At 61.2% G+C, this 13,333-nt stretch carries 9 protein-coding genes; 1 reads left to right on the top strand and 8 read right to left on the bottom strand.

Features of this window, described 5'->3' with window-relative positions; all coding sequences use genetic code 11:
* Positions 1–52 precede the first annotated feature (52 nt).
* On the bottom strand, positions 53–1,315 hold the full coding sequence (locus tag ACH6CV_RS03955) for an ABC transporter substrate-binding protein (protein WP_456356869.1): 1,263 nt from the start codon (positions 1,313–1,315) through the stop codon (positions 53–55).
* 148 nt (positions 1,316–1,463) lie between these two features.
* Positions 1,464–3,701: a glycoside hydrolase family 65 protein gene (locus tag ACH6CV_RS03950; RefSeq protein ID WP_456356868.1), complete on the bottom strand. Its 2,238-nt coding sequence runs from the start codon at positions 3,699–3,701 to the stop codon at positions 1,464–1,466.
* 156 nt (positions 3,702–3,857) lie between these two features.
* Here ACH6CV_RS03950 and ACH6CV_RS03945 point away from each other — a divergent pair, with 156 nt between their 5' ends.
* Complete coding sequence (locus ACH6CV_RS03945; protein ID WP_456356867.1) at positions 3,858–4,613, top strand: helix-turn-helix transcriptional regulator; 756 nt, start codon at positions 3,858–3,860, stop codon at positions 4,611–4,613.
* Between the two features lie 43 nt (positions 4,614–4,656).
* On the opposite strand, the gene ACH6CV_RS03940 is transcribed toward ACH6CV_RS03945, so the two are convergent.
* The 6 genes from ACH6CV_RS03940 to pgmB form a co-directional block, all read right to left on the bottom strand.
* Positions 4,657–5,838: an ABC transporter permease gene (locus ACH6CV_RS03940; RefSeq protein ID WP_456356866.1), complete on the bottom strand. Its 1,182-nt coding sequence runs from the start codon at positions 5,836–5,838 to the stop codon at positions 4,657–4,659.
* Positions 5,839–7,195: 1,357 nt separating this feature from the next.
* Positions 7,196–8,023: a carbohydrate ABC transporter permease gene (locus ACH6CV_RS03935; protein ID WP_456356865.1), complete on the bottom strand. Its 828-nt coding sequence runs from the start codon at positions 8,021–8,023 to the stop codon at positions 7,196–7,198.
* A 77-nt stretch (positions 8,024–8,100) separates the two neighbouring features.
* Positions 8,101–8,802, bottom strand: coding sequence for a carbohydrate ABC transporter permease (locus tag ACH6CV_RS03930; RefSeq protein WP_456356864.1), 702 nt, complete (start codon positions 8,800–8,802; stop codon positions 8,101–8,103).
* Positions 8,803–9,012: 210 nt separating this feature from the next.
* Positions 9,013–10,956, bottom strand: coding sequence for a hypothetical protein (locus ACH6CV_RS03925; protein ID WP_456356863.1), 1,944 nt, complete (start codon positions 10,954–10,956; stop codon positions 9,013–9,015).
* A gap of 662 nt (positions 10,957–11,618) precedes the next feature.
* A complete protein-coding gene (locus tag ACH6CV_RS03920; RefSeq protein WP_456356862.1) occupies positions 11,619–12,470 on the bottom strand; it encodes an aldo/keto reductase in 852 nt (283 codons plus the stop codon).
* Positions 12,467–13,129, bottom strand: coding sequence for a beta-phosphoglucomutase (gene pgmB / locus ACH6CV_RS03915; protein WP_456356861.1), 663 nt, complete (start codon positions 13,127–13,129; stop codon positions 12,467–12,469). Before pgmB ends, ACH6CV_RS03920 begins: the two co-directional genes overlap by 4 nt.
* Between the last annotated feature and the right edge of the window lie 204 nt (positions 13,130–13,333).

Raw genomic sequence — 13,333 nt, 5'->3', positions numbered from 1 at the left:
GCTGATCATGATAAAAAGGGGGAACCCGGAGGTCCCCCCCTCGTATCGAAGGTTATACCGTAGGGGCCTTGGCGATGGTGTCGGTCAGGTCCTGAATGAGCACATTCACATCCGAGTGATCCTGCGCGAACAGGTCGAACACCGGGCCGAGGTGGTTCTGCGCGAAGCCGTCGGGCATCGAGCCGAAGCGCCAGTTGTAGTTGCCGCCACGGGCGCTGGCTTCGACCAGCGCGGCGGAGAACTGGCCGGTGGGCTTTAGGGTAACCGACTTGAACGCCGGCACCATGCCCGCTTGATTGACCATGTAATCCGCGCCTTCGGGCGTGGTGGCCATATAGTCCAGGAAGTCCTTCGCGGCCTTCTGCTCCGCTTCGGACGCGCCGCCGTTCAGGCAGTACCAGCTGGGCGCGGCCATGAACAGGCCGGTCGTCTCTTCCTCGGTGAAGCAGTGGGAGATGTAGCCCATCTTAAAGGAGGCGTCCATCTGCTTCATGTTGGGATCGATCCAGTTGCCCTGGTTGATGAACGCGGTCTTGCCCTGCGCGAACGCGGACACCTGCGCGTCGTAGTTGCCGTTGGTCAGGATGTCCTGATCGGCGTAGTCAAACAGCAGCTTCGCGTAATTGGCGTATGCGGCCAGACGATCCGCATCCACTTCGCCCTTGAGCGCCATGTCGAGGTAGGTGGTGTCTTCATAGCCGATGCCGCCGGCGTAGTACGCGTTGAAGTTGTGATTGCCCATAACCCACCACATACCGCCCGCAATCGAAGCGGCCATCGAGGTCACCGCGTCCAGACCCAGCTCGGCCTTCATCCCGTCGAGCTTCTCGAAGGCGGCCTTGACCGCCGAGAAGGTGGTCAGCGTGGCGGGGTCGATGCCGGCCTTTTCGAGGATTTCGGCGTTGTAGCCGAGGCCGAAGCCCTCCACGGCCACCGGGAAGCCCACGACCTTGCCGTCGTCGCCCATGAAGGCGAAGTCGGTATCTTTGACCCAGGCGCAGTCGGCCATATCGGCCATGTTGTCCTTCCAGACGTCGTAACCGCCCTTGCCTTCGATGACGAAGATGGAGGGCATCTGGTCGGCTTGCAGCTTGGCCTTGAGCGCGCCGTGATAGTCCGCGCCGCCGCCCAGCGTCTCAACGTTGACGGTAACGCCCGGATGCGAGGCATTGTACTGCTTGGCGAATTCCTGCAGCGCGGCGTCGATCTCGACCTTGAGTTGGAACATGGTGACGGTGACATCCTCCGCATACGCGCTCGAAATCATGCCGAACGCGAACAGCAGCGTAAGGGCCAGAGCGATGATCTTCTTCATGGGTCTCCTCCTTGCAATGTGTTATGCCGTAACATTAACTATACTGGAAAACGCGCGCCTTGTCAAGTTCCATTTTACAATGCGGATATCTGCCTACGAAAATCACCTCCAAAATGGGCAAAACCGCTGATTGTCTTTAAGGGAAATCCTATTTACTGCGCACCGGGAATCGATATGTCCCGGTGACGAGCACCCCTTCGCCATATACGCGCAGCCGCGCGGGCGGCCCCTCGAGCCGCGTAAGCTGACAGCCCTCGCGCCCGACCTCGCAGCGCACGCGGCTGCCGCCTACGAGGAAGGAAAACGCATAGCCTTCCAGGCCGCCCGGCAATTGCGGGCACAGCGACACCCCTTCTTCCCCAATCCGCAGGCCCGCAAAGCCCATCACCACGCTCAGGTACACGCCGCCGAGGTTGGCGGTGTGCAGTCCGTCGGCGGTGTTTAAGTGGGTGTCGTCGAGGTCCAGGCGTGCGGTCTCGCGGAAATAGGCCATGGCCTTGTCCATGTCACCCAGCCGCGCCGCCATGATGCCGTGGATGCAGGGCGACAGCGAGGAATCGTGCGTGGTCAGCGGCTCGTAGTAGTCGTAGGTGCGCCGCATCGCGCCCTCGTCCACCCCCTCCTCGTGCAAGAAGTGGGCCAGCACCGCGTCGGCCTGCTTGAGCACCTGATGGCGGCTCAGGAACAACGGGTGGCGGTTCAGCAACAGCGGGAATTGGTCGCGGGGGATGTCCGCAATCGGCAGCACCTTCTTGCGCAGGAACGAATCGTCCTGGGCGTAGATGCCCCGCTCCTCGTCGTAGGGCAACAGCATGCGGCGCGCGGCATCCTCGAACGCGTCGAGCTCCGCCGGCGTCACGCCCGTCTTTGCGATGACCCCGTCCGCCAGGCCGGCCTCCGTCAGGGCCCGCATGACACGGACGGCCCCGATTAAGTTGGCGCGCGCGCCCACATTGGTGTAGTAGTTGTTGTCAACGAGCAAAGTGTATTCGTCGGGGCCGGTGACCGAGTGAATCTCGAATTTATCCCCGTTCATATGGCCGACGTCCAGCCACAAAAGCGCCGTCTCGACCAGCACCTCGGCCCCGCATTCGGCCATGAACCGGATGTCTCCGCTCAAGTGCCAGTATTGCAGCACCGCGCCCGCCACGTCGGCGTTGATGTGGTACTGCGCCGAACCGGTCGGGTAGTAGCTCGAACATTCGCGCCCGGCGATCGTGCGCCAGGGATAGAGCGCCCCGCGCGCGTGCCCCATGACGCGGGCGTGCGCCTTGGCGCCCGGTAAGATGCCGTGGCGGAAGCGCAGCAGCTCTCGCGCCCGCGCGGCGTCGGTGAGCAGGAAGAACGGGAAGATGTAGATTTCCGTGTCCCAGAAGTAATGCCCCTCGTAGCCCTCGCCGCTCAGGCCCTTGGCGGCCACGCTCGACAGCGCGTCGCGCCCGGCCGACTGCATGAGCTGGTAGAGGCTGAAGTCGATCGCCGATTGGAGCGCCTCGTCGCCGCGGATCTCGACGCGTGCCCTGTCCCAGAACGCGGAAACCGCCGCCCGCTGGCGCGCAAACCAGGCGTCGATCGGCTCGGCCATCGCCCGCTCGAGGATGTCGAACGCCGCCTGCGCCGGATCGACCGCACGCCGGCTGTCCCGAAAGGCGCACCACTTCTCGAGCACGATCGCCTCGCCCGGCCGCACCTGCGCCGACAGCCGCCCGGCGGGCCGGCCGTTCAGCCGGTGCCCCACCGCGCATGCCATGCGCTGCTGCGCGTTAAGCGTCCTCAAGGTCAGCACCTCGACGCCCTCGCGGCGCTCGGCCTTCTCGACGGCCAGATGCCGGACGGCCAGAGGCGCGACGCGCGGGTCGGTCGGGTCGGCGTAGGCGCGCACCTCGCCGCTGAGCGTGGATTCGAACGTCAGCGCGCCCTCATAATCGACCGATTCCACCCGGTAACGGATCAAAAACAGCGCCGGCTCCACCCAGGACGCCAGCCGGTCGATTGTGAGCTTCACCGTCGCGCCCTTTTCTGTGCGCCACGTGATGTTGCGCGTGGACACCCCGGCGTCCATGTCGAGCGTGCGGCTGTAGTGCTCAAGCGTGCCCGTAAACGGGCTGAAGAGCTCGTCCCCCACGTTAAGGCGGATGGTCTGCGCGTCGGCGACGCCCGGCATCACCTCCTGCTCGTCCGGGAAGCCGTACAGCTTTTCGCCGTAGGCGATCGGCCGCAGGTTGTAGAAGCCGTTCAGGTAGGTACCCCGGATCGACTTGACGCCCTCCGGCACCCCCTCCTCGAGCGACGCGCGCACGCCCACATAGCCGTTGGCCGTGTGGAAGATCGCTTCCTGGCGCGCAATGAGGGCCGGGTCGAAGCCCTCCTGGTACAGTATGCTCATGCCTTCACGCTCCCCGCCGTCCGCACCGCCCTGCACATTAAGCCGATACGCTAAGCATACCAAATGACCAAGATTTAATCTACCAATATCACAGCATTTGTGATAAAATCAAAGCATCTGTAAATGGGGGCGCAATTCGCCGGAGGGGATGTCGTCGTGAAGCGGGGATATGACGAACAATTGGACATCGAAAAGCGGCTGTTCGAGAACAACCGCCACAATAAGCAGGCCTTGTTCACCCATCCTCCCTACTCGCTCGAGCAGCAGTTGGTGCGCGCAATCGCCGGCGGCGACCGGGCCGGCAGCGTGCGGGTGCTGGGCGAGATCAACGCGCAAAGCCGCGCCACGCTGGCCGAGGACCCGCTGCGCTCGCTCAAGAACTCGCTGATCGGCAGCGTTGCGTTGTTCGCACGCGCCGCGATCGCCGGGGGCGCGTCGGACGACGACGCGTTCACGCTGAGCGACGCCTGCATCCAGGCGCTCGAGGCGCAGAGTGATCCGCGCACGCTCGAGGCGCTGGAGCAGGCCATCGCCATGCGGTTCATCGACCTGGTGGAGGCGCAGGTCTTGGGTAAGATGAGCCCGGTCACCCGGCAGGCGATCCGCTACATCGACGGCCACCTGTCCGAGGAGCTCGAGCTTAATGTCATCGCCAGGGCCGGTTTCGTTCACCCGGCGCACCTGTCCCGCCAATTCAAAAAGGACACCGGCGAGGCGGTCAGCCGCTACATACAGCGCAGGCGCGTGGAGGAAGCCCGACACTTCCTGCGCTATACCAATAGCTCGCTGACCGACATCGCCGGTTTCTATCAGTTCTGCTCCCAGAGCTACTTCATCCAGGTGTTCAAGAAATATACGGGGATGACGCCGGCAGAATATCGCAAGGGTGCGAATTGGGCGGGCGCCGACTGATTTGGCGTTTGGCAGGCGAGGGGCTTTGTGCCCGATTGCCTTCTCAAAACGCGCTGTGATTTTCTACCTGACCTCCCCACGCGGACGGGGTTGAGCAGACATGCCCCACGCGGCAAAACGCCGACGTCATACGCGGGCAAACGCCCAAGGCCAGCAGGATAAAGCTCGTCCAGCGTATCCCCTCTCCCAAAATTCTAAGCCTGTGCATGGCGGGCGGAATGTACAACACAGGCGTGCCGGAGCGGGCATTCTCCATCAGCAGATGGGACAAGGCGGACTCGGTATCCGCCGGTATCCACTCCGGGAACAACAGCCAGAGTTTGGATAAGCCGTGCGCCAACGCGGCATATCCCAGGAGCGCGCTCGCGGCCAGGCCCAGGACAATCAGCAAGCGCAGCATGAGCCGTCCCAGCATCTGATCCCAATAGCGATATCTCAGTTGTCCTTTGACCCATACCCCCATATCCTTCATGCCCCGCATGGCCGCACGGGTCAATTGAACGCAAAGAGAGAAAGCCAGCCCCGACACGAGCAACAGAACGGGCAGCAGGGCGCACGCCCTTTCCCTTTCGAGCGCGTAGGCGCGCGCGCCGGGTATCGCGACCCGGGCAATGGACAAAAGTGCCGCGCCGGCTTGGCGCGCGGCCGGTTTCGGGCATGCGCTGAGCGACACGGCGTCATGTGGCTGCGCGGCCGCAATCGTCAAAGGAATGTAGATGCGGTGCGCGTTGGCCCCCACCGCCCGATCATCCGCGACCACGCCAACGACGCGGTAGCTGTGATCGCCCAGCACGACGCGTTGCCCCACGCCATAAACGATGCGCAGCAAAGAAAACGACGCCGACTCGCTGAGAACCGCGACAAATTCCGCGTCCTCAATATCCCGCGTTAAAAACGTCCGGCCCTCGATGATTTGAGCGCCATAGCAGGAAAAGTACCGCTCATCAATGCCGAACACATCCATGGTTTCGCCTTCTATCGTGGTCTTCGCCGCCGTATGCAGCGTCCAACGATCGGCCAGCGCCTCCGCCTCCAGAGAAACGTCCCGTATACACGCCAAAGCGTCGGCCCGGAACTGCTCCGACGGCGGCCCGATGGCGACAAACGGTACGCCCGGGTCAAAAACCTTTGCCGTCAAAAGGCCAAGCAATCCCATGACGCCCAGCAGCACCGCGGCCAACCCGACCGAAACGATGGGGCGGCCCGATCCCTTTTCGTGGTTCATAAGAGTTTTATCACCCTCATCCCACTTGCCAGCGGCCTATCCCACTTGTCCGCCAATTGCGTCCCCATGGGCAAGGGTTTTGCAAGCGCCGCGTATTGATCGTTGTACATGACCACCGTAACTTTCTGCTCGCTGATGCGCATTTCATCCCCCCACGCCCCCTGTACGCGCCCAATGACGTAGAGGTATTGCCCCCCGCTCCGCGTCACGATACAGCTGGTCGGCACCAGGCAATCGTATACGTCGCTTTCCCAGGAGAATTCACCCGAAATCTGCTGACCGGCCATACGTTGAAAGTCCTCCAGCGATAAAGCTTTCCCGCTTTCAAGCTGTATGACCGCGCATGGCATATGCTCGCCTTTCACATCCAGGCGCGCAAATTCCGCCACGACGCCGCTCAGATCGAGATCCCCCAGCTGAAAGGCGCATGGGCTTCCAATGCTCATGGCATTCAGGTTCCGCGCGTTCACGGGCGTCAATACGGCGGGAACCGGCTTTTTTGCCCATGTGTAAAGGGGCGTTTCTCCATTGTAGCGCCGGCCTTTTTGAACCGCCGTCGACAGCAAGACGCCGTCCTCGTCCGCTCGCACACATGTGAGCGCTTGCCTGAGCCTCGCAAGTCGAAGCGCCTCCTTCTCCAACCGCTCAATTTCCCGCACCATCCGAAAGCGCTCGAGGCAATAGCGATAATCTTTCGCCTTTATCCTGCCATAGCGCTTCTTTGCGCTTCTATCGCGCTCGGCCAGCGCATCGCATGTCTCTTGCCATTTCGCGAGCAATCCGTCCAGTTCCGGATCTCGCGTCGCCGCGCCGCGCCACAATGCGCAATCTTCGGGCAAGGAAGCGTCCTTCTTATCCGCAAGATCCATGATGCGCAGCCGCAGCTCAAACGCCCGGGCTTTGAGTTCGATATCGTTGATCGCCTCCTCGGCCTGGGTTGCGTTTGGGTTCACCTTTGACTGTACGCCGTCAAACTCCAATTGCGAGAGCGCCGCGCGCGCGGCCCGCAATGCTTCCGTAATCTGATCGCAGTCTCGCGCAAAGGAATGATCCACGCTGGCGGAAAACAGGCGCTCCCCCTTGGTCACCGCATGCCCCGCGCCGACAAACACCTCGTCGATTGTAATGGGGTATTTTGCCGCATCGTGCAATACAACTTCGCCCTTTGGATAAAAATCCAGAATGCCCTTTATGTCGTAGCGCTTGGTAATCGTACCCTTTACGGGGGATGCTACCAGCACCTTCGCGGAGCGCATGTTCATCCAGGTTTGCGCGAAAAACAGGCTGGCCGCCAGCAATATGCCCAGGAGTCCGAACCCGTACAAGGCCGCCTTTTTATACCGCATGGGAATTCCCCCTACTTCAAATCCGCGATTTGAATGCCCGTCACAATGTCCTGTTGGAAATAGAGGAAGAACAACAGCATGGGCAGCATGTACAGCGTTGCCGCCGCAAATTGCACGCTTGCGTCCACATACCCGCCATCCACCAGGGCCAGAGACAATGGATACAGCCTGGCGCTTTTCAAAAGAACCAACGGCTGCTCCAGCATATTCCAGCTTTCCGACAAGCCAAGCATTGCGCACGCGCACACGGCGGGTTTGCATATCGGCAAAATGATCAGCCCGAATATGTGACCGGAATGAGCCCCGTCGATGGTGCCGGCCTCGATCAGCGCGCTCGGCAGCGTAGTCATGTACTGTCTGAACAGGAAGACCGAAAACGGCGCGAAAAGCCCGGGAAGTGTCAGCGCATACGCCGTATCAATTAAGCGCAGCCTGCTCAGCATGATGAAATTGGGCACCATGGTCACTTGAAACGGCAGGATCATGAGCAGGATATAGAGCCCGAATATCCAATTCGAAATGCGGAATCGAAAACAAGTCAACGCGTATGCCGCCATAGCGCCGATGACCACCTGGCCCGCGGCAATCGCCAGGGCGTATCCGATGGAATTCAGATAAAACCTGACGAACTCAATCCGATCAAGCAGCAAGGCTCCATACTGTGACAGGCCGGCCGATTGGGGCAACAGCCGATACGGAAAGCCGACCAGCTCAAAACCGCTATGGATCTGCGAAAGATAGTCGCCGATTGCATTCGGCGCCTCAAATCCATAAACAACCGTAAGCCCAATGGGAACAATCGAAAACAACAAGGCCGCGCGAACAAAGGTTTTGAGCATCGCCCGCCTGCATGCCTCGCGCCTTTGCGCGTTTGCTCTTGCCCTCATTTGATCCGTCGTCTAGATCATGGCGCGCCTCAATAAACACGCCGGCGGACATGCGCCTCTACCGCGTTGAGCGTCCCGAACACCCCAAATATGATCGCGGCCAGAATGTAGGCCGCGCTGACCAACATACCGTAATTGAGGTTTTGAAAGTGGTTATTCATATAGTGCTGCAATGTATAAACCGACCGATCCGGATAATTCCCCCCGATCAGGTATACGTCCTTGAATACCTTGAGCGAACCCGTAAAGGCGAGCATCAAGGCAAACAATATGGTCGGGGCAAGCAGCGGAAACGTAATGCGCAAATGGGTCGTCGCGAACGTCGCGCCCTCCAAATGGGCGTAGTCGTAGTAGTCCGTCGGCAGCGCCTGAAGCGCCGAGAGCAGGATGATCGCCAGAAACCCCAGATTCCGCCAGGCGAATAGCACGACCACCGGCACGCGCATGTCCGCGCCGGCCAAAAAGGCATGCCCCTCCAATCCCAGGGACACAAGCGACCAGTTGACCAAGCCGTGATCCTCAAAGAAAACCCACCAGACCATGGCCAGGCACACGGACGGCAACACATAGGGCAGCATCATGCCCACGCGCAGCGCGGACATGGAGGGGAATTTCCACAATGCGCAGGCCAGGACAAACGCGAGCAGCACGGTTCCGGGCGCGCATAAAAGCGAGAGCCCCAGCGTGTTACTGAGTCCGAGGCGAAACGCGGCATTTTCCCACGTCTCCATAAAGCGGCCAATCCCGACAAAGGCCCCCGCATAACCATCCTCGACCAGCGCGAAAGAAATGCCTCCGATAAACGGAACGAGGTAAAACAACATAAGCCCCGCCAAGCTGGGCGACAGAAATGCGGCAAATCCCTTGCGGCTATTGAGCATATGAACACCCCGCCATGCGCCGGCGCCTCTGTTTCGAGACGCCGGCGCCTCTTCCTCGCCTTATCCAACGCCCTGCTCCAGCATCAGCAATTGAAGCCGGTCGTACAGGTTGTCCGTCGCCTCGTCAAGCTCGATCGTGCCCGCCGTATACTGGTCGATGATGTTTTGGGCCGATTGATCGAGCGGCGAAGCCCAGCAAACCGTCAATCGATCCATCCATTGATCGTAGTGTGCCATCTCGCCGACGATACGCTCGTCGTCCCCCTGCGCGAGCGAGCGCAACTTCTCCAACTGGTCGGGGGCGATCAACGTCCACTGACCCACGCCGCCGGTCTCCTGTCGCATTTTCGCGTGTTCCTCGATAAAGCGCAACGCCACCTCCCGCTGCGTGGAATAGGGATTGACGATCATCCACCATACGGTGACCGGCACCTCGCCCTTCCCGGTCAGCGTCGGAACGGGCGCGACGCGAAGGCCCGTCTTGGCCTCGTCGATGTAGTCGAGCCGAACCGTCTCCGGCAGCGCGTCCAGCCGTCTCCATTCCCGGGTGATAAGCGCGTTCTCCCCCGGATAGGCAAGCGCCTCCAGAAACTGCCGGACGGCCTCGCGCGTGACGGGCTTGCCGAGGAAGTACTCCGACAACAGCTGTCCTTCCAGCACGGACGCATGGAAATAGGCGTTTGCCTGATAGACGGGCAAATCCGGCCGCTCGGCCCGCTCAATCACCTCGAAGAAGCGCGCCCAGGTCATGTCCTCGTCGAGCTCAACCTTGTACTCTTTCAGGCGCAGATCGTCGCAGATGAGCGCCTGCCCGAAGCACTCCCAGGGGTAGCCGAAGAGCTTGCCGTCGCGCGAACAGAATTCGCGCATCTTCGGATACCAGCCCCGCGCGTCCTCGCGCAGCAACTCGGAAGTCGTGAGATCCGTAAAAAAACCCTTTTCGATCATTTGCCGGGCGCCCTGCTCGGCGGACGACACGTAGAAAATATCCACGCCGGGATCTTTGGACATCAGCGCCGTCAAAAACGGCTCGGCGCTATGGACGGTCTTCTGCGCCATTTCCACACGGTATTCCGGAAAGGCTTCAGTAAGCCGCGCCGCCGCTTCGTAGTCGTATGCCTCCGTGCCGGCGAGCCTCAGCACCTTTTCGGGCGCGACGTGATCCTTGGGCACGACCTGCACCTCGCATCCGCCGAGCGGCCAGACGGCCACGGAATCCCCCAGCATGAGCAGCTTTCTGTCCATGCCACCCTCCGGGAAGCAGGCCATCGCCCGGGAAGCGTCGTCGCCGTGAGGCGCGCGGTACAGTGTGCGGCCTTCGATCCAATACCGATTGACCTCGTCCGCCGCGAACGCGCTCGGACTCCCCTCGATCTCATACTCAGACGTCGCCTCGCCGCCCGACGGATCATACGCGATGTAGCGGTGCGCTTGACCCGTAAAACACCACATCATCGCCCGACCCCGCGTCACCGAATAACCGAAGACGGGATAGGCCAACAAAAGCGGCCTGGGCGCGTCGTCCACAGGATCGATGATCCACGCTTTCGCCGGATCGAATTCACCCTGCCCGCCCCCTCGAAACATCAGGGCGCCGCCCATAACCGCAAACTCGCGCGCATCGCCCGCGTTGTCCGGCAGCGCAGGCAGATCCCGCCGCCACGCGCCGTTGAAATCGTACTCGCTCAGCCGACGCGCGGTCTCATCGTAAACCCACACGCCCTCGTTCGCGCACGCAACCGCCGACCAGGCGCCCTCGGGCGGCAAGGCGACGGAAGTGACCGGCGCAAAGTCCGCGCCGCGAACCTGCACGGCGTCCCCCGCGAGCACGGCGACGTGCCGCCCATCCGGCGCCGCCGAAATATCCCTGATGTCGACATGCGCGTCCTCCGAATGAAGCTCGACCGTCTGAACGGGCTCGGCCGAGACCCCAAAAGGGGAAAGCCCGCCGAGCAATAACTCCATCAGCAAAAGTGCGCCGACCCATCGCCTGACCATCATCATACGCTGCTTGACCGCCTCACTTATTAATGTATCGAGAAGACCCAATCCTGACACGAAAACAAGGTTTTTTTAAATTCTCATCGGCAACACCGCACAAAGAGCGTGTACGCAGGGGGCGGTGAATGCGCGTCAGCCCGAGCCCGCAAAAGCCGCATGCATGGCGGCGCTGCGTCAAGGTCTTTGCAAGCGCATCGGAGGGTTTGCCTTAGATAAGATTTTGCGCGTACTACACCGCTTTCCGGTTAATGGCAGCAGCATAGCACCGACATTCGCCCGTCTATCACCTTGGCGAGAAATCACTCTTCTCAGAATATTATACTTTTATTTTTTGCTAAAGACTATCATTGTTTTCTTGCTTACAATTATGCAGGGGAGATGAACGCGCGTCAGATTGAGCCTGCAAAAGCCGCAGACATCGTGGCGCTACGTCAAGGCTTTTGCAGGCTCAAGATGGCGCAAAGGCAGCCGCCACCGCACGTGGGATTTGATCGGCGGTTACCTAGGTAAGCGCTGATTAAAGCACGCGTGCGGTGGCGCGCTGAATTTGCGTCAGATTGCGCTTGCAAAATCTGAAGGCGTAGCGGCGCTACGTCGAGGATTTTGCAGGCGCAAGATGGCGTAAAGGCAGCCGCCACCGCACGTGGGATTTGATCGGCGCTTACCTAAAAGTCCGTCTGGTCCGGGTCGTCCGAGTAACCGCACACGCCCTTCATCTCGGCGATCATCCGGACGTCGGCCGGATCAAGCTGGAAGTCGAACACCTGGGCGTTCTCCGCGATGCGCGAGGGCGTGACGGACTTGGGCAGTGGCAGATAGCCGCGCTCGAGGCTCCAGCGCACGCAGATTTGCGCGACCGATTTGCCATATTTCTCAGCCAGCACCTTCATCTGGGGCACATCGAAGATTCGGCCCACGCCCAGCGGGCTGTAGGCTTCGAGCAGCATGCCGTGCGCGCGGCTGGCGGCCGCCACCTCGTCCTGGGTCTCGCCGGGGCACAGCCGGATCTGGTTGACCATCGGCTTGACCCTGGCGACCTTGACGAGCGCCTCGATGTGGTGCGGCCGGAAGTTGCTGATGCCAATCGCGCGGATGCGGCCCTTTTCGTACAGCTCCTCCATCGCCTTCCAGGCCTCGGCGTTGGCTTCCTGCCAGCGGCTGCGGAACATGGGCGGGTTGGGCCAGTGGATCAAGTACAGGTCGAGGTAGTCGAGTCCCAGCCGGTCCATCGACTCGTCGAACGCCCTTAGCGCCTGCTTGTAGCCGTGGCTGTCGTTCCACAGTTTGGTGGTGATGAACAGTTCCTCGCGGCGGACGCCGCTTTCGCGGATGCCGCGGCCGACGCCCTCCTCGTTGCCGTAGATGGCGGCGGTGTCGATGTGGCGATAACCCGAGTCGATCGCGGCCTTGACCGACGAGGTCGCGACCTCGCCGTCGGGCGTCTGCCAGGTGCCAAAGCCGATGCAGGGGATGCGCACCCCGTTCGAAAGTACGTATGCGTCGGTCAGCGATTTCATGGATAGTCCCCCTTTTTTAATCTTGTACAGAGCGGCGCAAGCTCACCCAGGCTGTCGATTGCATGGTCGGCCCTCGGATCGGCGGCGGCTTCGCCGATGCCCACCGCCACAAAGCCGCCGGCCTTGGCCGCCTCGATCCCCGCGCGGGCGTCCTCCACCACGATACATTGCTCGGGCGTCAGGCCCAGCCGCCGCGCCGCGAGCAGGAACACCTCGGGGTCGGGCTTCGACCGCGAGATGTGATTGCCGTCCGCGACCGCGTCAAACCAATGGCCGATGCCCGTGCGCGTAAGGATCAGCGGCGTATTCTTGCTCGACGAACCGACGGCGAGGCTGAGGCCCTGCGCGCGCAGCGCGCTAAGCGTCTGCGCCGCGTCCCGGGCCAGATCCTCCGGCCCCATGTTCATCAGGTAGGCTCGGTACGCCTCGTTCTTTTCATCCGCCATCGCGGCCTTCTCCTCATCCGCATATTGTCTATTCCCGAGGCTGAGCACGATCGACAGGCTCTCCATGCGGCTGACGCCGCGCAGAGCGTTGTTCGCCCGCTCGTCGAAGGGGATGCCGAGCCGATCCGCCAGCCCCTTCCACGCCAGGTAGTGATAGCGGTCGGTGTGGCAGAGCACTCCGTCCAGGTCGAAGATCACACCGCGCAAACCCATACCGTTCACCTCACAATTTGTACAATGCCATACTACCCAATCCTTTCCGCCTTGTCAAGCGGGCAATCTGCGTATTGACAAATCGGTAGGGGCATGGTATAATGATCTATATACTCACTGTTGCATGAGGGAGTAGTTCGCGGCATAGCCGTGGCAACGCCAACATACTGATCTTGATAAAGATCTGGCTTGTCTTAAAGAACG

This window comes from Anaerozeibacter quisquiliarum (assembly GCF_051162045.1).
Taxonomy (GTDB): domain Bacteria; phylum Bacillota; class Clostridia; order Christensenellales; family Aristaeellaceae; genus Anaerozeibacter; species Anaerozeibacter quisquiliarum.
This window is presented reverse-complemented; position numbering and strand designations above follow the sequence as displayed.